This is a genomic window from Micromonospora sp. NPDC049139 (assembly GCF_055586845.1).
The window spans coordinates 101,683-125,432 of record NZ_JBVJHK010000015.1 but is presented as its reverse complement, the minus strand read 5'-3'; the positions used below and the strand labels follow the sequence as shown (position 1 = coordinate 125,432).

Annotated in this window: 22 protein-coding genes; 13 read left to right on the top strand and 9 right to left on the bottom strand. The window is 71.4% G+C overall.

Annotated features, from left to right (window positions below):
• Window positions 1-86 precede the first annotated feature (86 nt).
• The 4 genes from ACZ6Q9_RS23555 (at window position 87) to ACZ6Q9_RS23540 (ending at window position 4,640) form a co-directional block, all read left to right on the top strand.
• Window positions 87-2,936, top strand: a complete 2,850-nt coding sequence (locus ACZ6Q9_RS23555; protein ID WP_396829573.1) for a beta-N-acetylglucosaminidase domain-containing protein — start codon at window positions 87-89, stop codon at window positions 2,934-2,936.
• Window positions 2,937-3,044: 108 nt separating this feature from the next.
• Window positions 3,045-3,398, top strand: a complete 354-nt coding sequence (locus tag ACZ6Q9_RS23550) for a hypothetical protein (protein WP_396829572.1) — start codon at window positions 3,045-3,047, stop codon at window positions 3,396-3,398.
• Between the two features lie 4 nt (window positions 3,399-3,402).
• On the top strand, window positions 3,403-3,891 hold the full coding sequence (locus ACZ6Q9_RS23545) for a hypothetical protein (protein WP_396829571.1): 489 nt from the start codon (window positions 3,403-3,405) through the stop codon (window positions 3,889-3,891).
• Between the two features lie 281 nt (window positions 3,892-4,172).
• A complete protein-coding gene (locus ACZ6Q9_RS23540; protein WP_396829570.1) occupies window positions 4,173-4,640 on the top strand; it encodes a nucleoside deaminase in 468 nt (155 codons plus the stop codon).
• 60 nt (window positions 4,641-4,700) lie between these two features.
• On the opposite strand, the gene ACZ6Q9_RS23535 is transcribed toward ACZ6Q9_RS23540, so the two are convergent.
• Window positions 4,701-5,858, bottom strand: a complete 1,158-nt coding sequence (locus ACZ6Q9_RS23535) for a serine hydrolase domain-containing protein (RefSeq protein WP_396829569.1) — start codon at window positions 5,856-5,858, stop codon at window positions 4,701-4,703.
• A 464-nt stretch (window positions 5,859-6,322) separates the two neighbouring features.
• On the bottom strand, window positions 6,323-7,360 hold the full coding sequence (locus ACZ6Q9_RS23530; protein ID WP_396829568.1) for a hypothetical protein: 1,038 nt from the start codon (window positions 7,358-7,360) through the stop codon (window positions 6,323-6,325).
• Between the two features lie 85 nt (window positions 7,361-7,445).
• On the opposite strand from ACZ6Q9_RS23530, the gene ACZ6Q9_RS23525 reads away from it, so the two are divergent.
• The 4 genes from ACZ6Q9_RS23525 to ACZ6Q9_RS23510 all read left to right on the top strand — a co-directional run bounded on the left by ACZ6Q9_RS23525 (window position 7,446) and on the right by ACZ6Q9_RS23510 (window position 9,643).
• On the top strand, window positions 7,446-7,868 hold the full coding sequence (locus tag ACZ6Q9_RS23525) for a VOC family protein (protein ID WP_396829567.1): 423 nt from the start codon (window positions 7,446-7,448) through the stop codon (window positions 7,866-7,868).
• Window positions 7,869-7,890: 22 nt separating this feature from the next.
• On the top strand, window positions 7,891-8,022 hold the full coding sequence (locus ACZ6Q9_RS23520; RefSeq protein WP_396829566.1) for a hypothetical protein: 132 nt from the start codon (window positions 7,891-7,893) through the stop codon (window positions 8,020-8,022).
• 63 nt (window positions 8,023-8,085) lie between these two features.
• Complete coding sequence (locus tag ACZ6Q9_RS23515) at window positions 8,086-8,493, top strand: YciI family protein (protein WP_350710608.1); 408 nt, start codon at window positions 8,086-8,088, stop codon at window positions 8,491-8,493.
• A 4-nt stretch (window positions 8,494-8,497) separates the two neighbouring features.
• Window positions 8,498-9,643, top strand: coding sequence for an RNA polymerase sigma factor (locus ACZ6Q9_RS23510; protein WP_393263447.1), 1,146 nt, complete (start codon window positions 8,498-8,500; stop codon window positions 9,641-9,643).
• 472 nt (window positions 9,644-10,115) lie between these two features.
• On the opposite strand, the gene ACZ6Q9_RS23505 is transcribed toward ACZ6Q9_RS23510, so the two are convergent.
• The gene (locus ACZ6Q9_RS23505; RefSeq protein ID WP_396829565.1) at window positions 10,116-12,065 is read right to left on the bottom strand and encodes a hypothetical protein; all 1,950 of its coding nucleotides are present in this window, start codon (window positions 12,063-12,065) and stop codon (window positions 10,116-10,118) included.
• 391 nt (window positions 12,066-12,456) lie between these two features.
• Here ACZ6Q9_RS23505 and ACZ6Q9_RS23500 point away from each other — a divergent pair, with 391 nt between their 5' ends.
• Together ACZ6Q9_RS23500 and ACZ6Q9_RS23495 are read left to right on the top strand one after the other, a co-directional pair.
• On the top strand, window positions 12,457-13,482 hold the full coding sequence (locus ACZ6Q9_RS23500) for an acetylxylan esterase (RefSeq protein ID WP_396829564.1): 1,026 nt from the start codon (window positions 12,457-12,459) through the stop codon (window positions 13,480-13,482).
• Between the two features lie 275 nt (window positions 13,483-13,757).
• On the top strand, window positions 13,758-16,097 hold the full coding sequence (locus ACZ6Q9_RS23495) for a heavy metal translocating P-type ATPase (RefSeq protein WP_396829563.1): 2,340 nt from the start codon (window positions 13,758-13,760) through the stop codon (window positions 16,095-16,097).
• A 126-nt stretch (window positions 16,098-16,223) separates the two neighbouring features.
• On the opposite strand, the gene ACZ6Q9_RS23490 is transcribed toward ACZ6Q9_RS23495, so the two are convergent.
• The 6 genes from ACZ6Q9_RS23490 to ACZ6Q9_RS23465 form a co-directional block, all read right to left on the bottom strand.
• Entirely contained in the window at window positions 16,224-16,514 is a 291-nt protein-coding gene (locus tag ACZ6Q9_RS23490) for a sulfurtransferase TusA family protein (protein ID WP_393263439.1), read from the bottom strand.
• On the bottom strand, window positions 16,511-16,714 hold the full coding sequence (locus tag ACZ6Q9_RS23485; RefSeq protein ID WP_393456786.1) for a hypothetical protein: 204 nt from the start codon (window positions 16,712-16,714) through the stop codon (window positions 16,511-16,513). The genes ACZ6Q9_RS23490 and ACZ6Q9_RS23485 overlap by 4 nt, the downstream gene beginning before the upstream one ends.
• A 206-nt stretch (window positions 16,715-16,920) precedes the next feature.
• Window positions 16,921-18,003 carry a hypothetical protein gene (locus tag ACZ6Q9_RS23480; RefSeq protein ID WP_393263436.1) on the bottom strand — a complete coding sequence of 361 codons (1,083 nt, stop codon included), beginning with the start codon at window positions 18,001-18,003 and terminating at the stop codon, window positions 16,921-16,923.
• Complete coding sequence (locus tag ACZ6Q9_RS23475; RefSeq protein ID WP_393263434.1) at window positions 18,000-18,566, bottom strand: RNA polymerase sigma factor; 567 nt, start codon at window positions 18,564-18,566, stop codon at window positions 18,000-18,002. Before ACZ6Q9_RS23475 ends, ACZ6Q9_RS23480 begins: the two co-directional genes overlap by 4 nt.
• Window positions 18,567-18,689: 123 nt before the next feature.
• Window positions 18,690-19,193: an O-acetyl-ADP-ribose deacetylase gene (locus tag ACZ6Q9_RS23470; RefSeq protein ID WP_393263432.1), complete on the bottom strand. Its 504-nt coding sequence runs from the start codon at window positions 19,191-19,193 to the stop codon at window positions 18,690-18,692.
• Between the two features lie 46 nt (window positions 19,194-19,239).
• A complete protein-coding gene (locus ACZ6Q9_RS23465) occupies window positions 19,240-20,346 on the bottom strand; it encodes a LacI family DNA-binding transcriptional regulator (RefSeq protein WP_393263430.1) in 1,107 nt (368 codons plus the stop codon).
• A gap of 116 nt (window positions 20,347-20,462) precedes the next feature.
• Between ACZ6Q9_RS23465 and ACZ6Q9_RS23460 the strand changes: the two genes are divergently transcribed.
• Genes ACZ6Q9_RS23460 through ACZ6Q9_RS23450 form a run of 3 tightly spaced genes read left to right on the top strand, consistent with a single transcriptional unit; the run spans window position 20,463 to window position 23,730 of the window.
• Window positions 20,463-21,689 carry an amino acid ABC transporter substrate-binding protein gene (locus ACZ6Q9_RS23460; protein ID WP_393456780.1) on the top strand — a complete coding sequence of 409 codons (1,227 nt, stop codon included), beginning with the start codon at window positions 20,463-20,465 and terminating at the stop codon, window positions 21,687-21,689.
• 6 nt (window positions 21,690-21,695) lie between these two features.
• Complete coding sequence (locus ACZ6Q9_RS23455) at window positions 21,696-22,583, top strand: branched-chain amino acid ABC transporter permease (protein ID WP_396829562.1); 888 nt, start codon at window positions 21,696-21,698, stop codon at window positions 22,581-22,583.
• Window positions 22,567-23,730, top strand: a complete 1,164-nt coding sequence (locus tag ACZ6Q9_RS23450) for a branched-chain amino acid ABC transporter permease (RefSeq protein ID WP_396829561.1) — start codon at window positions 22,567-22,569, stop codon at window positions 23,728-23,730. The genes ACZ6Q9_RS23455 and ACZ6Q9_RS23450 overlap by 17 nt, the downstream gene beginning before the upstream one ends.
• Window positions 23,731-23,750: the final 20 nt, after the last annotated feature.

The following is a 23,750-nucleotide window of genomic DNA, read 5'->3' as shown; positions in this document are numbered from 1 at the left end:
ACGATCCTCAAGTTCCTAGGAGTGCGTCCATGCGAAACGGCTACCCTCGGGGACGCTGGCGCTTCCCACGCACAGTGGCCGGCTGTGTGCTCGCCTCGCTGTTCGGCGCGGTCGGGCTGTTGGGCTCACCGTCCACGGCCAGCGGCGCCGCGGCCACCCCGCCCCTCAATCCACAGCCACGGGAGCTGTCCGTCACCGGGACCCCGCTTGACCTGCCGGTCGCTGTGACAGTCGTCCGTGGCGCGGCTGCGGACCAGCCGGCCGTTGACGCCGTGGTGGCCGCTCTCACCGCACACCGCACCAGGGTCACCCTCACCAACACCGATCCCGGCGCCGGAACAACCGTCTACGTCGGGGGAGCGCGGGAGACCCCCGCCAGCGCGGCGGCCCTGAACGCACTCGGTGTCACCACCCCGAGCACCCTGCCGGACCAGGGTTATCTGCTGGCCACCGGGACGGACTCCGGCGGCAGGCAGCGGGTCGTGCTCGCCGGCGGCGACAAGGTGGGCACCTTCTACGCCGCGCAGACCCTGAGACAGCTCCTGGCGTCGGATTCCTCCGGCGCGGAAATCGCGCGGGTCACGATCAAGGACTGGCCGGCCTTCTCGTTCCGCGGCGGTATGGACTCGGCCAACCCCCCACCACCAGGGGTGGCCCGGTGGACGAAAGCTGACCGGCTGGAACAGGTGGAGGTCCTCGCCCGCAACAAGATGAACCGCTTCTTCTACGGGCCCGCGGCGGACCCGCGCACGGGCGGCAGCGGCAGCAACAACTGGCGGACCCCGTACACGGACGCCGAACTTGGCGACCTTCAGGAAGTCGTCACCAAGGCCAACAGCCTGCACGTCGCGTTCGTATACCGGATCTCACCCGAGATGCCACTCGACCAGGCCAACGGCATCTGCCACTCGTCCGCCACGGAGCGCAGCACGCTGCTCTCCCGGCTCGACCAGCTGCGCCAGATCGGAGTCAGGCACTTCGTCATCGCCTGGGACGACGTCTTCCCGACACGGCCGTTCTCCTGCTCCACCGACACCGGCACATACGGAACCGGGGTCACGGCGTGGGCCCGGGCGCAGGCCGACGTCACGAACTTCGTCCAGACACAGTTCATCAGCACCCACGCCGACATGGGCCAGCTGTACACCGTCAGCAGCGAGTACGCCGGGACGGCGGCCAGCAGCTACCGCACCGAGTTCGACACCCGGCTCGGCACCGACGTGGGCGTGTACTGGACCGGACCCGAGGTGCTGTCTCCGCGTATCACCAAGAAGAATCTCGACGACGCACAGTTGGCGTTCCCCCGGCACCGCCTCGCCATCTGGGACAACTTCCCCGTCAACGACCAGGTCTGGGACCGGCTCCAGATGGGCCCGCTGGCCGGGCGAGAGCCCGCGCTCTCGGCTGCTCCAGGAATCCTGTTCAACGAGATGACCCAGCAGGGCCCCTCTCAGCTCCCCCTGCTCACCGCCGCCGACTTCGCCTGGAATCCGGCACAGTACCAGCCAGAGAGCTCCTGGTTACGCGCCATCAACACCCTCGGTGGGTCGAAGGCCGGCCAGCTCCGAACCTTCGCGGAGATCAACCGCTCGTCCGTCATCGACCACACCGACTCGGTGGCGCTGGCGGCCGCCATTAGAACCTTCCGCGACGCCCTCCGCACCGGAAACGGGGTGGACGGCGCCGCCGTCGCACTCAAACAGAGGCTCTCTGATCTCAAGACGGCCAGCATGGACCTGCAGGCCATGCAAACCAGCCTGACAACCCAGGCGACGCCATGGCTACAGCAGGCGGTGCGCCTCGTGGACGCGGCGACCCGCGCCGTGGATCTCCTGACCGCCGAGCGCGCCGGACAGACCACCGTCGCGAACAACCTTCGCCAGGAGATCCGTAACCTCCTTCCCGCCATCGCCGCCCATCCCGAGTCGGTGGCACACGGTGTGCTCCACCCCCTGGTGACCTTCGCGCTGCGTCGGGGCATCGACCGGGTGGACCTGAGCGGCGACGGGCGCTCCGATGTCCTGGCCGTGACGGGAAACGGCACGCTGAACGCGTACGAGAACCTGCGCACCACGGTGAACTGGCCGGAGCTGGGCGCTACCCAGACGGTCGGGCAGGGATGGTCGGCCTCGCAACTGCCCATCATCGGTGACCTTGACGGTGACCGGCTCGCGGACCTGCTCACGGTGACCAGCACCGGAGCCTTGGTGCAGTTCAGGAACACCGGGTCCGTCACGGGTGGCATGTTCGCCGCAGGCGTCCAGGTCGGCGGTGGCTGGCAGGGGACGTTGGCGGTGCACCTGGCCGACCTCGATGACGACGGGCGCGCCGACCTGCTGGGGGTGTTCCCGGACGGCACGCTCAAGGCATTCCGCAACACCGGCATGAACAACGGTGCGGTCACCTGGGGTCCGGCCGTCCCGGTGGGCCAGGGCTGGAGCACCGCCGAGCTTCCCTTCGTCGGTGACCTCACGGGTGACGGAAGAGCCGACCTGATGTCCATCAAGCCGGATGGGTCGCTGTGGCACTACCTCAACACCGGCAGCTTCAGCGGAGGTATGTTCGCCGCCGGTCAGCGGGTCGGTGCGGGCTGGACCGGTTACCTGGCCATGCACGTCGTCGACCTCGATGGTGACGGACCCGCGGATGTGCTCGGCGTGCTAGCGGACGGGACGCTTGCCGCCTTCCGCAACCAGGGTGTGACGAACGGGCTGGTCAGCTTCGGACCCCGAGCTTCGGTGGGCCAGGGTTGGAACGCCAACATGCTGCCCTACCCGACCGACCTGAGCGGGGACGGCCGCGCCGACCTGATCTCGATCAACGGTGAGGGCCGGCTCCTCACGAACATCAATGCGGGTCGCTTCACGAGTGGATTGATGTTCCCGACGGCGGCAGCACACGGCCCAGGATGGGGAGGAACCATCTTCCTTCGCTGACGGGGCCGCCCCAGTTGGCCATCGGCCTCCCGTGTGGTGGTGCGGCACCGGCTGGCCACGCTGCCGTGACGCTACGCGCGGGTTGAGCCGGGCTGGCACACTCGCCGCATGACAAGACCCACCATCCGGGCCGAAGTCGAGTCGGGCGCCAGATACGACGACCCGGCCGAGGAACTGCTGCTGGATCTCGCCGAGCGGGTCCACTCGACGGGCGAGGAGTTCCTGGTTGTCCACCGCACCGGCGCCCCCGACGGGCAGACCTACATCCAGTGCGCCGAGGTCAGGGACGACGACGGGAGGTGGCGGCTGGTCGTCGAGTACCGCGACGGCGGGCCGGACCGCCACTTCCGGGCGTACGTCGACGAGCTGGACGTGCTCCAGTCGGTCATCACCGGTTGGGCGGCCGGCCGGTCCGACTGGCGCGGCGGCCTCGAATGGGATCGGCTCACGTTCGATCAATGACGTGGTGAGCGAATCGGACCGTGAGCCGGTCCCGTGGACACAGGTGCACCTGACTACTCGACGCTCGGCTCTCGCGGAGAGGATCGTCACCACCTCGGCGCTCGGCGGCACGGTCATCGGGATCGGCATCTTCGTCGTGAACAGCGATGCGTGGTGGCAGACGCTGCTCCTGGTCGTGACCGGCTTGATCCTGTCGGTGATCGGGCTCAGCGCGTGGTTCGCTGCGGGCCTGGCCGCCGAGGCCACCGAGAAACTGCAGGCCTCCGGGGTCAGAGCGCGCGCCGAGATCCTCTCAGCGGAGGAGGAGCACGGTGGCGATGACATCGTGTACCGGCTGGACCTGCGCATCGTTCCGCCCGGAGCCGAGGCGTTCGAGGTCACGCACCGATGCACGAAACACGTCTGCAGGCAGGCTGCGAAGCAGACTCCTCCGGTCTACCTGACCGCCCTGGTCGGCCCCGGTGATCGCACCTGGGGCGTCGTGCACCCCTGACCGCGCACGCAGGGCCGGCCGGGCGGCCACCTGAGTCGGTCGGCCGCGCGCCGGTCGGCGCTCGCGGAGATCCTCGTGGCCGCCGACGCGGATGTCCACCGGATCGGACAAGGACGGCATCGAAGCGGTGCGACACGACGCGCGGCGGCTGCGGCAACACCGCAATCGTCGCTATCCTGTCGCAGCAGCCGACCGGCTGACCTCCATTGCCCGCCGCGAAGCCACGTGAATCAGTGCCCTGGCAGCGGAGGTTGACTCCCGGGAGACCCATGGTTAGCGACATGGAACTGCGGCATCTGCGCCGCTGTATCGAGCTGGCCGTCGAGGCTCTGGAAGAGGGCGACGAGCCGTTCGGCTCGGTGCTGGTCGACGCCGACGGGACCGCCCTCGCCGAGGACCGCAACCGGGTGGCGGGCGGCGACCGGACCCGTCACCCGGAGTTCGAGCTGGCCCGCTGGGCCGCGGCGAACATGTCCCCTGAACAACGAGCGCGGGCGACCGTCTTCACCTCCGGCGAGCACTGCCCCATGTGTGCTGCGGCGCACGGCTGGGTGGGTCTCGGCCGGATCGTGTACGTGGCTTCTTCCGAGCAGTTGGCGGGCTGGCTGACCGAGATGAACGTGCCCCCGCCACCCGTGCGGTCTCTGCCGATCCGGGACATTGCTCCCAACGTCGTGGTGGAAGGGCCCGTGCCTGACCTCGCCGCGCAGGTGCACGACCTGCATCGCCGCTACTACGGCGCACGCTGAGGCGCGCGTCTCCACCCGATGCCACCAGCGAAGACTCCGACTCCAACAGGTGCGGCTGGATTACTGGCGCGGCGTCGCGGTGGCGGAGACGGTGTTGGCGACGGCCACGCGGACCGGGTCGGGGTTCGCCCAGCTCCAGTTCGGGTGGGCGCGGTTTGTCAGGAGGACCAGGACCATCCGGCGGTCCGGGTGGACCACCAGGGAGGTGCCGGTGAAGCCGGTGTGCCCGAAGGTGCGGGGGCTGCTGAGCCGGCCCATGAACCAGGGCTGGTCGAGCACGACGCCGAGGCCGTGCGCGGAGGTGCGGTTGGGTCGTTCCGGGTCGACGGCGGGCAGGCCGGTGTTCACGTTGGTGAGCATCTGTCGGGTGATCTCTTCGGAGAGGATCCGGGTGCCGTTGTGGATGCCGTCGTTGAGTAGCAGCTGACCGATGACGGCTACCTCGGCGGCGGTGCTGAAGATGCCGGCGTGGCCGGCGATTCCCCCCATGTGGTTGGCGACGTCGTCGTGCACCACGCCGCGGAGCAGCCCTCGGGAGGACCGCGCGTCTGTGGCGACGAGTCGGCTCGCCTGATCTGAGGCGCTGAGCCAGGTCTTGGGGTTGAATCCGGTGTCCTTCAGGCCGAGTGGCCCGGTCAACCCGGTTGTGAGGGCCTGGTCGAGCCGTTGTCCGGTGACCTTTTCGACCAGGAATGCGAGGACCATCAGGCCGACGCTGGAGTAGCGGAAGACCGTGCCGGGGGTTGCGCCGCTGACCAGGGGAGTGGCGAGGACCGCCGCCCGGCGGGCCGCGTCGTCGGGCAGGCCGGCGACGTTGGCTCCGACGGGTAGTCCGCTGGTGTGCGCCAGCAGCATGGCGACGGTGACTCTGTTCTTGCCCGTGCCCGTGAAGGCCGGCAGGTATGCGGCCACGGGCGCGTGGAGATCGAGCCGCCCCTTGTCGACCTGTTGCAGCGCGAGGATCGCGGTGTAGACCTTGGTGATCGAGGCCAGGTCGAAGATCGAGTCGGGCCGCATCGCGACCTGCTTCGACTCGGGCAGCAACACCGGGCCCGCGCCGTAGCGCAGCGCCTTGCCGACCCGCGCCCGCGCCGTGGTGGTGCCGTTCACCTGGCAGAGCGCGACCGCGCCCGCGTACGCCGGATGCTTGGGGTTGGCGCTGGTCGGAACGAGGTGGCGGTCGAGTTCGCGGAGCAGCCTGCGGTCGGCGGACGTCACGGGGGTGCCGGTGGTGGCTGACGTCGCGGCCCTCGGAGCCGTATCCCGTCGCGCTGCCGGTCGCGGCGACGCGGCCGACGGGCTGGGGCCGGCGGTCGGGCCGGAAGTGGCCGAACGGACCACCTCGCGACAGCCGGCGAGGGTGGCGGCGGCTGCCGCGAGACCGGCGCCGAGCACGGTGCGGCGGTGCAGTGACATGCGCGGCATCATGGCAGTTCTACGCGACCGAATCCATCATGACCGCGCACAGCCCCGCCTGTCGCCCGCTCAGCAGTGCCGCCTCCGCCAGGTGCGGCAGCGCCCACGTCTTGATGTCGGTGGTCGTGGAGGAGCCCGGGCTGTGGGTGTGTCCGGCGTGGGCGCGAGCAATCCCACAGCCGAGGTGCGGTCGCGCGGTGAGCGCGGTGCAAACGACCAGAGTGGGAGTGCTGATGACGATCCCGGCTGTCGCGGGCTGGCTGCGGTCAACTGCGACGGAACCAGGGGGTGGCGGTGGTGTCGTTCTTGTAGAAGCTGATCAGCGCCTGGGCGACCTTTTTCCGGCCGGAGGTGCTGGGGTGCACGCCGTCGCTCTGGTAGTCAGCGCAGGACCACTCCAGCCCGTCGCTGCGCCCCGGCACGCCGCCCACCACGTCGTCCGCGCCGAGCCCGTCCGCCCACAGATAAGGGCCCCAGGCCAGCCATGGAGCCGGGGCGCCGCTGCCGGCGTACGCCAGTCGAGGATCTCCGGCGATCTGGTCCTCGATCAGCCACTTGACGGCAAACGCCTGCTCGTAGGCGCCGGTGCCGCGGGTCGCGGTGGAGTAGTCACCGTAGGTGCGGCTGGACAGGTGGACGATTCGCAGGTTCGGGTACTTGCTCCGGGCGATGGTGACGATGCTGCGTAGGGAGTCCCGTAGCTTCTGCGCCCCGCTGGGGAACGCGCCCAGCCCGTCCCCGGCGAACTGCTGCTTCAGCCAGACTGTCTGCACCTGGGCTGGGGTGACCCCGGCCTGTCTCAGCCGATCGTTGAGGATCTGCCAGGTGGTGCTGTTCGGGTCGGCCCAGTCGGTCGCAGCGCGCCCGCCCTGGGCTCCGTCGACCATCACCAACCGGGGGTTGATGGTGGTGTCACCTGCCGTCGCCTGCATGAACGCCTGGAACTCCTGGGTGGTGTTCGACATGCCGATCGAGGCGAACACGATCCGGCCGTTGGTCGGGTCGGCGGCGCCCGCCGCGTTGCGCGGGACGACCTGGGTGGCCGCCAGGGACCGCCCCGCCGAGTCGTGTGCGGCCGGGCGGACGTTGACGCCACCCGGGTAGAGCCCGCCCTGCGCACCGAGGTACGTACCGGTACGCAGGTCCGGCAACGGCGTGCGGCCGGTGTGGGTGCGCGTGCAGTCGGATGCCTGTGCGGCGGTGGGTGGACCGGCAACCGCCAGTCCGGCCGCCAGCACCAGGATGCCCAGGGCCGCCGGCGCCGACCGGCCGCGTCGCCTGTCCTGCCACGAGATGAGTCCCATCCGCTCCTCCACGCTCCACAGTGAACGGCGATGGCGCTTCCGGCCTGCACAATATATGGAGAATCGTCGATTGAATAGTGGCGCGGTGGAGCGGACGGCCAGAACACGGCTCAGCCTGTTCGTGGGTGAGAATGACGGCATGCCGAGCCGTCTTGCCGCCATCGCCATCGACGCCGTCCGGCCACAACTGATCGCCGACTTCTGGTGCTCGGTTCTCGGCTGGCAGGTTGTCGATGAGGATGGTGAGGTGATCACCATTGCGGCCTCCGACCGTTCCTGGCCGATGATCGACGTGGCGGCCGTGCCGGAGGGCAAGGTGATCAAGAACCGGTTGCATTTCGACCTGCGTGCCGACGGCGTGTCCACCGCGGAGGAGCTTGACCGGTTGCTCGCCCTCGGTGCGCGACGCGTCGACGTGGGACAGTCCTCCGACGTGAGCTGGGTCGTGCTCGCTGATCCTGAGGGCAACGAGTTCTGCCTGCTGTCACGTCCTGTCCAGGGGCTCTAGGACAGATACCCCAGGTCGGTCGGTGGCCCCCTCGGCGGAGGCTGAGCAGCCCGTCGTCGAGATCGACGGGCTGCTGTGGAAGACCTGTCCCGGGGCCGAGGCGACCGCGGCGGAGAGCCAAAAAATCTCGGACGGCGATGTCGAGAACCCGTGACTGGCTCCGTCCCCGGGCTGGCCGTGACCAGAATGGGTCGCACCAGCACCGAGGAGAAATACGATGGCCAAGTACTTGCTGCTCAAGCACTACCGCGGCGCTCCGGCTGCGGTCAACGACGTGCCCATGGACCAGTGGACGCCGGAGGAAATCTCGGCGCACGTGCAGTACATGCGCGACTTCGCGGCCCGGCTCGAGGGGACCGGCGAGTTCGTCGACGGCCAGGCGCTCGCCCCGGAGGGGACGTTCGTCCGGTACGACGGGGAGGGTCGCCCGCCGGTCACCGACGGCCCGTTCGCCGAGACCAAGGACCTCATCGCCGGGTGGATGGTGATCGACGTCGACAGTTACGAGCGCGCCATCGAGCTGGCTGGGGAGCTGTCGGCCGCCCCGGGGGCGGGCGGGAAGCCGATCCACGAGTGGCTCGAGGTACGTCCGTTCCTGGCCGAGCCGCCCACCATCACGGAGTGATCTGATGGACGAGGCCCTGCTCCGGAGCCTCACGCCGAGCGTGCTCGGGATCCTCGTCCGCCGCGGAGCCGACTTCGCGGCGGCCGAGGACGCCGTGCAGGACGCGCTGGTCGAGGCGGTCCGCGTCTGGCCGGCCGACCCGCCGCGGGACCCGAAGGGCTGGCTGGTCACCGTGGCCTGGCGCCGGTTCCTCGACGCGACCCGGGCGGACGCCGCCCGCCGCCGGCGTGAGGACCTCATCGACGAGGAGCCGGCGCCCGGGCCCGCGCCCGCGGTCGACGACACGCTCCAGCTCTACTTCCTGTGCGCCCACCCGTCACTGACGCCGTCGTCCGCGGTCGCCCTCACGCTGCGCGCCGTCGGCGGGCTGACCACCCGCCAGATCGCCCAGGCCTACCTGGTGCCCGAGGCGACCATGGCGCAACGCATCAGCCGGGCCAAGCGCACCGTCTCCGGCGTGCGGTTCAACCAGCCCGGCGACGTCGCCACCGTGCTGCGCGTGCTCTACCTGGTCTTCAACGAGGGCTACTCCGGCGACGTGGACCTCGCCGCCGAGGCCATCCGGCTCACCCGGCAGCTCGCGACCGCGATCGACCACCCCGAGGTGGCGGGGCTGCTCGCCCTCATGCTGCTGCACCACGCCCGGCGCGCCACCCGGACCGCGCCCGACGGCAGCCTGATGCCACTGGCCGACCAGGACCGCGGCCGGTGGGACACCGCGTCGATCGCCGAGGGCGTCGAGATCCTGCAGGCCGCACTCGCCCGTGACCGGCTGGGCGAGTTCCAGGCCCAGGCCGCCATCGCGGCACTGCACGCTGACGCACGCACCGCCGAGGAGACGGACTGGGTGCAGATCGTCGAGTGGTACGACGAACTCGCGCGCCTGACCGACAGCCCGGTCGTCCGGCTCAACCGCGCCGTGGCCGTCGGCGAGGCCGACGGAGCGCGCGCCGGGCTGGCGGCGCTCGCGGCGCTGGACGACTCGCTGCCGCGCCACGCCGCGGTGGCGGCGTACCTCCACGAGCGCGACGGCGACCTGGCCACGGCGGCACGGCTGTACGCCGAGGCGGCCCACAAGGCCCCCAACCTCGCTGAGCGAGACCACCTGACGCGTCAGGCCGCGCGGCTCAACGCCCGCCGGAGTCGCTGACGGGTCGCGCTCGGATCCTGCCCACGCCGGTGAGCCGGCGGTAGCGGCGTAGTCGTCCCTCTCCTCCCGGTCCGGCTCGACCAGTCCCTCGTCGGTGCGCCGGGCGAGTGCGCCGGGCCGCAGCGCCAGCCTCCCGCCGGACAGCGCGGCGACGTCGCTGATGACGCCGTAGCCATCGTCGGTGACGGGCCGGAACCGCACCGCGTCGTAGCGTACCTGACCGGCGGCCGGGAATGCCGTTACGCGGTGTCAAGAGATCGGGCGGGCCGGGCCACGGCTACTGGTCAAGCGATGGCGGTCAGCCGAGTGGGACGGGCAGGCTGGCGCGGAACAGTCCTTGTTCGAGCCGCGGGACACGGACGGATTTCATCTGCTGGGAGGACTGCCGCCGGCGTGGTGTCCACGCCGGCGGCCGCCTCGGTCGCCGGAAGGGTGGTGCTGTCCGGCAGTTGGTCGGTATCAGACCGTACGGTCAGGAGAGGGTGATGCGTACCTCGATCCGGCCGTCGTGCGGCACCCGCAGCGTGTGCACCCGGCGCCGGGCGTCGCGCAGGTAGGTCCGGGACGTGCTGGTCACGGTGGCCGGCCGTACGCTGTCCCAACTGATCGTGACGACGGTGCCGCCGCGACGGATGGTCAGGCCGTCGGTGCGGGCAGCCGCGTCGGCGCCGTAGGCGACCGGGGTGCCGTCGGCGAACGTCACGACGTCCTGCGGTTGCAGCACCAGTGGGATCTGCTCGGTCGCCGTCGAGGTGACCCGCACCGAGCGAATCACGCTGTCCCGGGTGACGGTCAGCTCGGTGGTGATCCGCGAGTCCGGCAGACGGTAGCGCACCCGCACCGGCGCGTCGCCGGGGGAGAGGAACTTCCCGTTCCACTCCCGGTCACCGACCTGGTATTCGGCGACCAGGTTGCTCCGGCCGTCCGGGTTGCCGTTGGGCAGCAGCGTCGACCAGCAACCGGTGTCGCTCTGCTGGGCGTGCACGATGGTGCCGGCCGCCGGGTGCCAGAGGAAGCCCGGTCCGCTGCGGACCGTGCTGGTCGGCCGGGTGCCGAAGAACGCTCCGAAATAGAGCCCCGGCCGCCTGACGTAGAGGTAGTCCTGCTTGACCGCGGTGTCCCGGCGCACCTGGGCGAACTCCGGCTGCCGCAGGTAGGGCAGCGCCGCGATGGCCCGCTCCTTCTCGGCGTTGCTCGGCAGCGTCTCCTCGTACGGTGCGTGCGCGATGATCCGGGGCGAGGTGTCCTGCTTGGCCGGCCCGGGAGCGGGGCTCGGCTGGGCGGCCCAGGCGGCGCGGGCGGCGGCCCGGTCCTCCCTGGACGTGAGGAACGCGCCGAGTTGTGGCAGGTCGTGGACGAAGGCCGAGTTGAGGTTGGTGCGGTCCGGGTCGGGGATCACGTTGTCGTAGTAGGCGACGCTGGTCCGGGCGGACATGGCGTAGTAGGTGAGCCAGCCCGAGCCGTCCGGCTCGCGGAGCAGGTTGTAGCCGAACCACTCGGTGAACCGGCGGGCCATTCCCAGCACGGCCCGGTTGCCGGTGAGCAGGTAGATCTCCGCCAGCTCCGGCAGCATCACCTCGAAGTTGTAGTTGATGTCCATGCCGGTCGGGTCGTAGAAGAAGCCGGCCGGGCTCTGTCCGTGCTCGGCCAGGAAGTCGATCCGCTCGGTGAGCCGGGCGGCCAGCGCGGCGTCCGGTTGGAGCCGCAGCGCCAGGGTCGCGCCGGCGAGGCCGCCGGCGACCTGGTTGGTCCACTGGACCGGGGTACGCCAGATGCCGTTGGCCGGATTCAGCAGCCAGCCCATCCCGGCGTGCAGGGCCCGTTCGATCTCTGTCCGCCGCTGCGGCAGCGCGCCTGACTGCCGCAGGTTGGCCAGGGTCTTGGCCAGGTAACCGAGGCCGAAGCCGGTGGCGGGCAGCGAGTGCTCGTTGCGGCTGTACTCCGGCCAGGATCCGTCGTCGTGCTGGAGCCCGAGGTAGTGCCCGAGCGCCGCGTCGAGCCGCCCGGCCAGCGCCGCGTTTCCGGCGTACGGATTCCACGGCCGCTGGTTGGCGTGGAACCAGCTCAACGTGTAGACGTGCTCCTGCACCCTGGCGTTGTACGGCGCGTTCGGGGAGCGCCACCAGCCGCCGCCCATGAACCCGTGGTTGGTCGTGTCGTCGATGTCGTTGGTCATCCCCGGAAGGATCGCCAGGTAGCCGGCGAACCGCTGTTCCAGCGGGGCGAACAGGGCCCGGTCCGGTGCTCCGGGCGGCAGTGGGGCCAGCAGCGGCAGGCCCGACGCGGTGGTCGCCGACGTCCCAGCGGTCTCCGACGTCTCGGCGAGCGCCCGGATCGGTACGGCGAGCAGCGCTGCTCCGCCTGCTGCGGCGGCCAGCAACGCTCGGCGTCTGAACCTGGTCGGGGTCGGGTCGTTGGCCATGATGGTCCTCCTGTCGGGACGGGCAGGCGGGTCGGAGCGGAATCGGCGACTCGGACGAGGCACGGGAGACTGGCCGGCGGTCGCGGCGAGGGCGGCGTCGGGGCATGGCCAACCCGACACCAATAGTGACGAAGGGCGCGGTAGGTGTCAGGCTGATCCGAGTGCTGAGTGTGGTCCCGGGCGATCCGTCGAGTCAAGAAGCTAATACGGATTAGTAGCGCACTTCCCGGTCGTCTAGTCAGGCGACGGGGCTCTTGACCCGGCCGCTCGCCGCAGCCAAGGATGGCATCCGGCCGTTCACCCGCCCGTCCATACTGGACACCAGTCATCACTCAGCGTGACCATGGCTGGTTCGGGTCGGCCGACGCGACCAGAGGAAATGGGGTACGCCATGCCGATGACCGACCTGCCGTTGGCCGAACTCGCCGGATACCGGCCGGTGCGCCGCGAGCCCGCCGATTTCGACGAGTTCTGGGCCGACACCCTGGCCGAGGCGGCCCGGCGCGGTCTGGACGCCACCTTCGAGCCGGTCGACTCGCCGCTGCGCGTGATCACCGTCCACGACGTGACGTTCAGTGGCTTCGGCGGCGACCGGGTCAAGGCGTGGCTCGCCGTCCCGACCGGTGCCGAAAAGCCGCTGCCGTGCGTGGTGGAGTTTCCCGGTTACGGCGGCGGCCGGGGCCTGCCGCACGAGAACCTGCTCTACGCCGCCGCGGGCTATGCCCACCTGTTCATGGACGTACGGGGCCAGGGCAGCGGGTGGAGTGCCGGAGCGACCCCCGACCACGAGCCGGCCGGCGGCAACCCGCAGCATCCCGGCTTTGTCACCCGGGGCGTGCTCGACCCCCGAACCCTCTACTACCGGCGGGTGGTCACCGACGCGGTGCGTGCCGTACAGGCGGCCCGGGCGCATCCGCTGGTCGATCCGGACCAGGTGGTGGCCACCGGAATCAGCCAGGGTGGCGGGCTGTCGCTGGCGGTCGCGGCCCTCGACCCCCGGCTGCGCGCGGTCGCGCCCGACGTGCCCTTCCTCTGTGACTTCCGGCGTGGCGCCGAGCGGGCCACCGCCGGCCCCTACCAGGAGATCGTCAACTACCTGAAGGTCCACCGGGGCAACGTGGAGCGGGTCTTCGACACGTTGAGCTATGTCGACGGGGTCAACTTCGCCATCCGGGGGCGCTGCCCGGCACTGTTCAGCGTGGCGTTGATGGACGCCAGCTGCCCGCCGTCGACGGTGTTCGGCGCCTACCACCACTATGCCGGCCCGCGCCGGATCGAGGTGTACCCGTTCAACGGACACGAAGGCGGTGAGTCGGTGCAGGACGAGGTCCGGTTGCGGTTCTTCGCCGAGGTGCTGGCCGCTGGAGGAAACCGGGGTGGCGGGGAGAACGGGGCGGCGGAGAGTAGCTCGGCGTGAGCCCTCGGATAGCTGATGGCATTAGCCAGGGATGTTCCGCTGGCGGGGGATCTTACCCGAACCCTCGGGTCGGTGGCGGCGAGGCGGGGCCCGCACCCTCCGTAGTGCCAGCGCGTCGGGAGGGCTGCCCAGCGCCAGGGTGGGGTGTTGTCCACGGAGGGGGGCGCGACCGGCCGTCGTGGCGGCCTCGGTGAGCGCGCTGGCGCTCGCCCGGCCCGCGCCGGATTACCTCGGTTGCCCGGTCCGGCCGGCCGCGCCGCTGGGACGATCCGTAGGTGAGGGCGGAACCGCGCGAGTGCGTACCGGAGCGGCCGGTGGGGCGGCGCCGGGTGGACTGGCGGCAGTGGGCGCCGCTGACCCTGCTCACCCTGGCCGTGCTGGCCGGCGCCGGGTTGTGGCTCGCCGGGCTGCCGGAGGCGGCCCAACTGGTCTGGGCGGCGGTGACCCTGGTGGCACTGCTGCCGGCCACCTGGTCGACGCTGCGGCAGGTGTGGCGCCGGCAGTTCGGGGTGGACGTGATCGCCGTCCTGGCTCTGGTCGGCACGCTGCTGGTCCGCGAGTACCTGGCCGGCGCGGTGATCGCCGTGATGGTCGCCACCGGGCAGGCGCTGGAGGACTACGCGCAGCGCCGGGCCAGCCGTGACCTGCGCGCGCTGCTGGAACGGGCACCCCGGCAGGCGCGGCGACGCACCCCGGACGGCGGGATCGAGGTTGTGCCCCTGGACCAGGTGGCGGTGGGAGATCGGCTCGTCGTCGGCCCCGGCGACGTGGTGCCGGTGGACGGGACCGTCGAGGAGGCCGCGACCCTGGACGAGTCGACGGTCACCGGCGAATCGCAGCTGGTCACCCGCTCCGCCGGTGAGCAGGTCGTCAGCGGTGTGGTCAACGCCGGCGCCGGGTTCGGGCTGCGGGCCGGCAAGAGCGCGGCAGAGAGCACGTACGCGGGCATCGTCCGGCTCGCGGAGGAGGCCACCGCGCACAAGGCCCCGATGGTTCGGCTCGCCGACCGGTACGCCGCCGCGTTCGTGCCGTTCACCCTGCTGCTGGCGGGGCTCGCCTGGCTGCTCAGCGGCCAGTTCCTGCGGGCGGTGGCGGTGCTGGTGGTGGCCACCCCCTGCCCGCTGCTGCTGGCCACCCCCATCGCGATCGTCTCCGGGCTGTCCCGGGTGGCCCGGCGCGGCGTACTGGTCCGCGACGGCGGGTCGCTGGAGCTGCTGGGCCGGGCCCGCACCCTGCTGATGGACAAGACCGGCACGCTCACCACCGGCCGCCCCCGTGCCGCCGAGACGGTGGTCGCCCCCGGCGGCGACCGGGACGAGGTGCTGCGGCTTGCCGCCTCCGTCGAGCAGCTCTCCCCGCACGTGCTTGCCGCCGCCCTGGTCCGGCAGGCCCGCGAGCAGGGGCTGCCGCTGGCCGAGCCGGCCGACGTCACCGAGGAACCGGGGCGCGGGGTCACCGGCCGGGTGGACGGCCGCCTGGTCCGAGTCGGCCAGCTCACCGGTGAACCACCCGAGTGGGCGCGCCGGGTACACGAGCGCGCCGAAATGGCCGGCCGCTCCACCGTCTGGGTCAGCGACGACCGCGTCCCGCTCGGCGCGATCCTGCTGGAGGATCCGGTACGTCCCGACGCCCGGCGTACCGTGCGGCGGCTCCGGGAGGCCGGCTTCCGCCGGCTGATCATGGTCACCGGCGACCGGTCGGAGACCGCTCGGCAAGTGGCGCAGGCCGTCGGCGTGGACGACGTGATCGCCCAGTGCTCGCCGCAGGAGAAAGTGGCCCGGGTCCGGGAGGAGTCCGGCCGGACGATCACGGTGATGGTCGGCGACGGCGTCAACGACGCCCCGGCCCTGGCTGCGGCGCACGTGGGGGTGGCAATGGGCGCCACCGGGGCGACGGCGTCCGCCGACGTCGCCGACGCGGTGCTCACCGTGGACCGGCTGGACCGGCTCGCCGACGCCGTCGACATCGCCCGGTACGCGCGCCGCATCGCGGTGCAGAGCGCCACCGTCGGGATGGGCCTGGCCGTCGTCGCGATGATCATCGCTGCGGCCGGCGGGCTGCCCCCGGTCGCCGGCGCGTTCCTCCAGGAGGGCATCGACGTGCTGGTGATCCTCAACGCGCTGCGCGCCCTCGGGGGCGGCCTGCGCCGCCGCGACGTCCCGCCGGAAACCCGGAAACTGCTCGACCGGTACGCCGGCGAGCACGGCGGGGTGCGGGACGTGCTGACCCGGCTGCGCGACACCGCCGACCTGGTGGCGACCCGCCCCGACGCGCCGGAGTGCGTGCCGGCGTTGCGCGACGTGCACCGCCGCCTGGTCGACGAGGTGCTGCCGCACGAGGCGGCCGAGGAACGCCACCTCTACCCGGCGTTGGCGGGCCCGCTCGGCAGCGCCGACGCGACCTCGACGATGAGCCGCGCACACGTGGAGATCCACCGGCTTATGAACCGGATCGGCGGCCACCTGGCCCAACACCCGGACGGCCGGCTGCGCCGCGAGGAGGTGCCCGACCTGCTGGCCGCCCTGTACGGCCTGGACGCCGTGCTCCGGCTGCACCTGGCCCAGGAAGAGGAGGACTACTTCTCCCTCAACCCGACCTATGCGCCAGAAGGTTAGGGGTTCGAGTCCTTCGGGGAGCGCAGACGCCGTCGCAGCCGATGCTGACCCCGACCGGGCTGGGATCGCCGAATCGGAGCGGCTCAGGCTCGGCACGGTGAAGTGGGTGAACGCCCCGCAGGCCGGTCAGCGGTGGGTGATCCAGGGTCGCTGCTGGTCGACCGGTGTGGCCGCTGCGGTGACGCGGATCGCGTAGACCGTGCCGGCCGCGGATGGTTGGCGGCCGAGCCACGTGTGGCCGGTCAGGTGGCACCAGGCGGGTAGGTCGATGGGCGCGACGGGGTCGGTGGCGATGACGTGCACGACGGTGCCCGGCGGGACGCCGTCGATTTCCTTCCGCAGGCGGAGCAGGAGGGTGACGCAGAGAAGGCCACTGCCGTCGACGGTGCGGACGGCAGGGTCGGTGGGCGGGTTCATCGGATCCTCGTGGTGGCGGTGATGGCGGGCAGCATGGTGAGGGACACGAGGCCGCCGACGAGCGCCAGGACCGGAGAACCGGCGGCGGAGACGACCAGGCCGGAGGAAAGGCCGCCGGTGGCGCCGGCGACAGCGATGGACACGTCCATCATGCCCTGGGTCCTGGCCCGGTTGGCCAGGGGCACCGCGTCGGTGACCATCTGCGGTGCCGGCGATCAGGCCGAGTTCCAGCCCGATCGGAGTAGGGCTGTGGCGATGGCGAGCAGGCTGCCCAGGGCGGCAAGGCCGTCAGGACCGTCATCGGCGCGCCGCGCCCGGGCGCGATGAGACGCAGAGCAGGCGTCGGGCGCTGAGGATCCGGGGATCCTCAGCGCCCAGCCCGAGACTGCTCGGCGGTCCGGGACGGCTACTCGCAGCCCAGGGCCTCCTTGTACCCGACGGGCGGGCTTCCGGCGGCCACCTTGTCGGCGGTCTCCCAGAACACCTCCGGCCAGTCACCCTCGTCGTTCATCTGGTGTAGCACCTTCCACTTGTGGCTACCGCGCAACGCGTCCGCGGCCCGCCGGAGGGCGGCGTCGTCGCCGGCCTCTTTCGCCCGCAGCCATTCGGCGATCCATCCGCAGCCGATCCGGCTGGTCACCTTGGCGCCGAACTGGTAGGGGTCGTTGGTGCCGAGACCGTTCAGTGCGGCGATGTCGAAGCCTGGCGGGAGCGGCACGTCGGCGAGCACCTTGGCCGCCTGCTCCTGCACCCGCTCGGGTGTGACGATCTCGGCCGGAAGTGCGGCCAGCCAGGTGCGGGCGTCGACGCGGACCACGTCGGCGACAACGCGATCGAACTCGCTCCGCGTCCAGGCGCTCCCGGTACGCAGTTCGACGAAGGAACCGTCGCGGGGACGGAGCATGACGGCGAAGTCGCTCGCGCTGTACCGGAACAGGTCGGCCGGCCAGCCGTCGACCTTCACCGGTTCCGGCTCGCTGACCCGGAGCCGATCCTTGTGGTAGCCGTCGTACTGGGCGGCCGGGTACCAGTTCATCTCCAGTTGCTGTCCGCCGTTGCTGAACGCGATGGTGCCCGCTTTCTCGGCGAACCCGTAGACGGTGGTCGCCTTCCAGCCAGGCTGGTCGATCAGCAGCCGCGGGTTCTCCTCGGCCGCCTTGAGCACCATCGCCGAATACGCGGCCGGGCCCGTCGCTTCGGAGGCGATCGGCGGGGTCGCCGGGCGCCCTTCCGGCTGGTCACCGTTCATGATCGAGACGGCCAGGACGCCGGCGAGAAGGGTGGCCGCGACGCTTGCGCCGACGAGCCCGCTCATCATGCCGCGGCGCGCCCGGGGGCGTTTGCCGGGCGGCTCGGCGACGGGTCCGAGGGTCGGCACGGACATGATCTCCTCCAAGAGGTTCTGCGCGGCCCCGTCGAGGTGCCTGATGACATCGGGTCGGTACGGGTCGGCGTCTCGGACCATCCGGCCGAGGTGCTCGTCGGTCATCTGCCCTCCTCCGAGGTGCGTGCTGCCATGACGTCGAGTACATGTCCGGGCGGGCCGAGGTCGTCACCGACGAGATCTCGCAACCGGGCCCGGGCACGTGACAGCCGGGTACGGACAACAGCCGGGCTCACGTGCAGGACCGCGGCGGCCTCGCGCGGCTCCAGGCCCTCCCAGAAGGTCAGCATCAACACCTCGCGATCCAACTCGCCCAGCCGGGCCAGCGCGGCCCGGACCGTGAGCCGTTCGGGCACCTCGCTGCCCGGGTCGCCGGCGACGGCGACCCTGAGTCGTTGCCGCAACCGTTCACCGAGCCGTTCCCGGCGCACTCCGCCGCGGTGGTGGTTGGCCAGCACCCGTCGGGCCACGCCGTACAGCCACAGCCGAACCTCAGCCTCCGGCGGCATGTCACGGCTGCGCCGCCAGGCGACGAGAAACGTCTCGGCGACCACGTCCGCCGCGTCTTCGGGCTGCTCGACGCGCCGCATGGCGTACGCCAGCAGCGGCTCGAAGTTCGCCGCGTAGACGCGTCGGAAGCGGTCCTCGTGCTCAGTCCCCGAACCCACGTCTACTCCATGTCCGTGGGAGCGCCCATCGTGACAGACCCGACCCGGGAATCGCGGCGCTCGCCGGGCCGACCTCGATTCGGGTCCCGCCGATGCGGCACGGGGATGGCGCGTACGAGGCGGTCAGGTGTGCAGCGCCGCGGTCAGCAGGTCGTACGTGGCCTCGTCGAAGGCGACGAGGCGTACCTGCCCGACCTCGGTGGGGGTGGCCTGGATCGTGGTCACGGCGATCGCCGCCGCCCGGTCGGCCGGGAACCCGTAGACGCCGGTGGCGATGGCCGGGAACGCGACGCTGCGCGCGCCGATGACGTCGGCGACCTCGAGACAGCGCCGGTAGCACGACGCCAGGACGTCGGTCTCCCCGTGGCCGCCGCCCTCCCACACCGGGCCGACCGTGTGGATGACGTGTCGTACCGGTGGGTCCAGGTCGAACGCCGGAGTGGCCACCGCGTCGCCCGGCTCGCACGGCGCCAGCGCGGCGCCCGCCCGGGCGAGCCGTGGCCCGGCCGCGCGGTGGATCGCCCCGTCGACGCCGCCGCCACCGAGCAGCGACTCGTTCGCCGCGGTGACGATCGCGTCGACGTCCTCGTCCGTGATGTCACCCAGTACGACCTCGATCAAAGGCATGGCCTGATCCTGCCACCGGTGCAGGGCCCGCGACCTCGGGGAGGGTTCAGCCGACGGGCCCGACGGCTCCGCTCAGGTCGCCGGCCCCGGTGCGGTGGCCGTCGGCGCGGCTCGCGGGCAGCACCGTGGGGGCGGGCCCGGTCGAGTCGCGGACCACCAGGAGGTGGCCGGTGGACCGGCGGCGGGGACGGGTCGACCGGGGCTTGAGCGCGAGCGACAGCGCCATCCGCCCCATGTCGGTCATGGGCAGCCGGATGGTGGTGAGGCTGGGGGCGAGGTCGGCGGCGACGGAGACGTCGTCGAACCCGACGACCGACATCCGTTCGGGCACGGGGATGCGGTGCGCCCGCAGCGTCGACAGCACGCCGATGGCCATCGCGTCGTTGAGCGCGATGATCGCGGTGGTCCGGGGGTGGTCGCGCAGGATCCGTTCGGCGGCGACCCGGCCGCCGTCGCGGGTGAAGTCGGAGTGCACGACGGGAAGGTCGTCGAGGGAGAGGCCGCGCTGCCGCAGGGCGGCCGCCACGCCGGAGAGCCGGTCGGCGACGGTGGTGAGCCCGGCCGTGCCGGCTGCGACGGCGATGTGGCGGTGCCCGAGGTCCAGCAGGTGCTCGGCGAGGGCGCGGCCGCCGGCCTCGTTGTCGGGCAGGACCGCGTCGACGCCGAGGGCGTGCCGGCCGATGACGGCGACCCGGCCGCCCTGGCTCTGGAACTCCGCGAGCTCGGCGCGGGCCTCGGCCTCGATCCGGGCGTCGTCGTAGCCCGATCCGGCGACCAGGATGATCCCGACCCGCTGCGCGATGAGATGGCGCAGCTGCCGTAGCTCCGCGTCCGGGTCCCGGCCGGAGTGGCAGATCTGCACCAGCAGCCCCTCCTCGGCGGCCACCTGGATGACCCCGCCGGCGATCTCGGAGAAGTAGGGGTCGTCGACCTGGTGCACGACCAGCCCGACCGTCGAACTCGTGCCGCCGGCGAGGGTGCGGGCGTACGGGTTGGCGACGTATCCCAGCTCCTGGGCGACCTGCCGGACGCGCCCCGCGACCTCCTCGCTGACCCCCTCCCGGCCGGCGAGGGCGCGGGACGCGGTCGCCAGCGAGACACCCGCGCGCTCGGCGACGTCGATCAGCCGCAGTCTCGGGCCAGGCCTGGGCATCGGCAACTCCCTGGAAACATCGATGTCATCTGACTATTGCCAGTGACGCAAACCACAGCCTAGTCTACGCAAGCGCTTTCGCAAGCGCTTCCGTCCCGGCAAAGGAGCGTCTCGGGATGACAACCCGTTTGAAGCGAATCCAGTGGATGACAGCACTCGGCGCGAGCCTCACCCTCGCGCTCGCGGCCTGTGGTGGCGGCGGTGGCGGGGGCTCCTCCGACGCCGACGATCCGATCGTCGTGGGGATCTCCCTTCCCCTGACCGGGGACTTTTCCGAACCGGGGAAGGGTGTCCAGCGCGGCTACGAGGCCTGGGCCAAGATCACCAACGACAAGGGCGGCCTCCTGGGCCGCAAGGTCGAGCTGAAGATCCTCGACGACCAGTCCAACGCGGACCGGGTGGTCGCCGACTACGAGCAGTTGATCGGCAAGGACAACGTGGACCTCGTGGTGGGCCCGTTCTCGACCCGTCTCGTCGTGCCCGCGGCCCGGGTCGCCGAGGAGTACGGCATGCTCTTCGTCGAGCCGGCGGGCGCGGCGAAGGAGGTCTTCGAGCAGGGCTTCAAGAACCTGTTCTATGCCGCCCCGGCGGTGGCGAACGACCACTACAACCACCTGGCCGAGTACATCCTGGCACTGCCGCCCGACCAGCGGCCGAAGACCGCGGCGTACGCGGCCATGGACGACCCGTTCGCGCAGGGCACGGCGTACGGGCTGAAGGAGAAGCTCGAAGCGGGCGGCGTCCGCACCGTCGTCGACGAGGTCTACCCGCCGAACACCACCGACTTCGGCAGCATCGCCGCGAAGATCGCGTCGTCGAAGGCCGACCTCGTGGTGGGCGGCTCCCAGTACCAGGACGGCGTGAACCTGATCGTCGCCCTCCAGCAGCTCAGGTACCAGCCGAAGCTGGCCGCCTTCTCCACCGCCCCGACGAACCCCGAGTTCGCCGCGGCGATCGGCAACAAGACCGAGGGGATCCTCTCGCCGACCGGGTACACGCAGGACGCGCCGTACCCGAGCAACAAGGAGTTCGTCGAGAAGTACACCGCGCAGTTCGGCTCGCCGCCGGAGGAGGACGAGGCCAACGCGTACACGACCGGTCAGGTCGTCGCGGCGGCGATCACCGCGGTGGGCTGCGCCGAGCAGGGTGAGTGCCAGAAGAAGTTGGTCGAGTGGGTCCGCGGCAACACCGTGGAGACGGTGGTCGGCCCGCTCTCCTGGGACGCGACGGGCAAGCCCAAGGGCGCCCACATGATCCAGCAGTGGGCGGGCGGCAAGATCCAGATCGTGCTGCCGGCCGACGCCAAGGAGACCGACCTCGTCTACCCGAAGCCGGCCTGGTAGGACGACATGCCCTCCGGTGCCCTGCTCTTCCAGAGCGTCATCCTGGGTCTGCTGCTGGGAGGGCTCTACGCCCTCCTGGCAGCGGGACTCACCCTCTACTTCGGAATCATGCGGGTCGTGATGATCGCCCACTCGGCGTTCCTCATCCTCGCCGCGTACCTCGCCTGGTGGTCCCACACCCGGCTGGGCGTCGATCCGCTGCTGTCGATGATCGCCACCGTGCCGCTCTTCTTCGCCTGCGGCGTCCTGTTGCAGCGGCTGCTCCTGGCCCGGCTGCGCCCGGCCACGCTGACCATGATGTCGGTGCTGCTGACCTTCGCGATCGCGCTCGTCATCGAGGGTCTGCTCGGCTACGTGTTCGACGGCACCCAGCGGCGGGTCCAGCTCGGCTACGGCTCGGCGAGCTTCGGGATCTTCGGTGCCCGGGTCGCGGTGGTCAAGCTGATCGCGTTCGGCCTCGCCGCCGTCGCCCTGGCCACCCTCTACCTGCTGATGAAGAAGACCACCTTCGGCTGGGCCCTGCGGGCGACCATCCAGCACCGCGACGCGGCACGGCTGGTGGGCATCGAGACCGAGCGGGTGGCCGGGTACGGCTTCGGCCTCGGCCTCGCCACCGCGGCCGTCGGCGGCACGGCCCTGGCCCTCGACACCACCATCTACCCGTCGCTGCACTGGCACTGGATCGGCCCGCTGATGGCCATCATCGTGGTGGGCGGGCTGGGCAGCGTACCCGGTGCCGCGATGGCCGCGATGGTGCTCGGCATGCTGCAGAGCCTGCTGCAGATCCCGCTCGGCACGACCTGGGCGCAGACCATCTTCTACCTGGCCCTGTTCGCGACGCTTGCGTTCCGGCCACAAGGTTTCTTCGGAGGTCGCCTTGCCCAGCGCTTCTGACCCGACGACGGTGGCCGTCCCGCCGGCCGGGGCGGTGACCGCGCGGCGCGGCCTCGACCGGGTCCTCCAGGTGGCGGCGATCGTGCTGCTCGCCGCGGCGGTGCTGGCCTTCCCGTCCCTGGCACCCAACCCGTACATCCTCTCGGCGGGCGTCGTGGTGCTCAACTACGCGGTGCTCTCGACGTCATGGAACTTCGTCGGCGGGTTCACCGGGTACATCTCCCTCGGCCACGGCGCCCTCGCCGGGCTCGGCGGCTACGGGACCGCCCTGCTGGTCACGAAGGCCGGCCTGCCGAGCTTCGTGGCCCTCGTGGTGGCGGCCCTGCTGGTGGCCGCCCTCGCCGTACCGATCGGCTTCGCCGCGCTGCGGGTCCGCGGCGCGTCGTTCGTCATCGTCTCGATCGCGCTGGTGCTGATCCTGCTGCTGGTCTTCCAGAGTTGGGCGTCGCTCACCGGCGGGTCACGCGGCCTGGTGGTGCCGCGCCCGTTCCCGGACCTGCTCCGTCCGGAGCACCACCGGGTGTTCTACTACCTGTTCACCGGCCTGCTCGCGCTGGCCCTGCTGGCCTGGTGGGTCGTCGACCGTTCCCGGTTCGGCCTCGGGCTGAAGGCCATCCGGGAGGACGAGGACAAGGCGGAGGCGCTGGGCACCCCGACCTTCGCGTACAAGCTGGTGGTGTTCGTGGTCTCGGCGGGGTTCACCGCCCTGGGCGGCGGGCTCTACGCGCTCTGGTTCGGCGACCTCGACCCGGTGTTCCAGTTCTCCATCCTCACCGGCTCGTACCTGGTGCTGATGGCGCTGCTCGGCGGGGTCCGGAACCTGTTCGGCCCGCTGATCGGCGCGCTGGTGGTCGGCATCGGGCTGGAGTACTTCAAGGTGGAGTTCGGCGACACCCAGCTGCACCTGGTCGCGACGGGCCTGCTGCTCGCGCTGGTCGTGCTCTTCATGCCCGACGGCGTGCTGCCGGCGATCGGTTCCCTGCTCGGCCGGATGCGGCCGGCGCAGAACTCGATCCGCGAGATCACGGCCGCGCAGCTGCGCCAGCAGCGTGCCACGGCCGCCGGCGCGCCGGCCGCCCGGGAACCGGTGGACGCCGCCGCCGGCACCGCCGGCACGCGGGCCCAGTCGACGGAGGAGCGGGCATGAGCGAGCGAAGTGAGCGAATC

What these genes read in the sequence shown, in the direction of transcription:
- ACZ6Q9_RS23550 (WP_396829572.1), top strand. Translation starts at nt 3,045, where the DNA reads ATGACAAGACCCACCATCCGGGCCGAAGTCGAGTCGGGCGCCAGATAC.
- ACZ6Q9_RS23540 (WP_396829570.1), top strand. Translation starts at nt 4,173, where the DNA reads ATGGAACTGCGGCATCTGCGCCGCTGTATCGAGCTGGCCGTCGAGGCT.
- ACZ6Q9_RS23530 (WP_396829568.1), bottom strand. Translation starts at nt 7,360, where the DNA reads ATGGGACTCATCTCGTGGCAGGACAGGCGACGCGGCCGGTCGGCGCCG.
- ACZ6Q9_RS23515 (WP_350710608.1), top strand. Translation starts at nt 8,086, where the DNA reads ATGGCCAAGTACTTGCTGCTCAAGCACTACCGCGGCGCTCCGGCTGCG.
- ACZ6Q9_RS23510 (WP_393263447.1), top strand. Translation starts at nt 8,498, where the DNA reads ATGGACGAGGCCCTGCTCCGGAGCCTCACGCCGAGCGTGCTCGGGATC.
- ACZ6Q9_RS23505 (WP_396829565.1), bottom strand. Translation starts at nt 12,065, where the DNA reads ATGGCCAACGACCCGACCCCGACCAGGTTCAGACGCCGAGCGTTGCTG.
- ACZ6Q9_RS23500 (WP_396829564.1), top strand. Translation starts at nt 12,457, where the DNA reads ATGCCGATGACCGACCTGCCGTTGGCCGAACTCGCCGGATACCGGCCG.
- ACZ6Q9_RS23490 (WP_393263439.1), bottom strand. Translation starts at nt 16,514, where the DNA reads ATGAACCCGCCCACCGACCCTGCCGTCCGCACCGTCGACGGCAGTGGC.
- ACZ6Q9_RS23485 (WP_393456786.1), bottom strand. Translation starts at nt 16,714, where the DNA reads ATGGTCACCGACGCGGTGCCCCTGGCCAACCGGGCCAGGACCCAGGGC.
- ACZ6Q9_RS23480 (WP_393263436.1), bottom strand. Translation starts at nt 18,003, where the DNA reads ATGACCGACGAGCACCTCGGCCGGATGGTCCGAGACGCCGACCCGTAC.
- ACZ6Q9_RS23470 (WP_393263432.1), bottom strand. Translation starts at nt 19,193, where the DNA reads ATGCCTTTGATCGAGGTCGTACTGGGTGACATCACGGACGAGGACGTC.
- ACZ6Q9_RS23465 (WP_393263430.1), bottom strand. Translation starts at nt 20,346, where the DNA reads ATGCCCAGGCCTGGCCCGAGACTGCGGCTGATCGACGTCGCCGAGCGC.
- ACZ6Q9_RS23460 (WP_393456780.1), top strand. Translation starts at nt 20,463, where the DNA reads ATGACAACCCGTTTGAAGCGAATCCAGTGGATGACAGCACTCGGCGCG.
- ACZ6Q9_RS23455 (WP_396829562.1), top strand. Translation starts at nt 21,696, where the DNA reads ATGCCCTCCGGTGCCCTGCTCTTCCAGAGCGTCATCCTGGGTCTGCTG.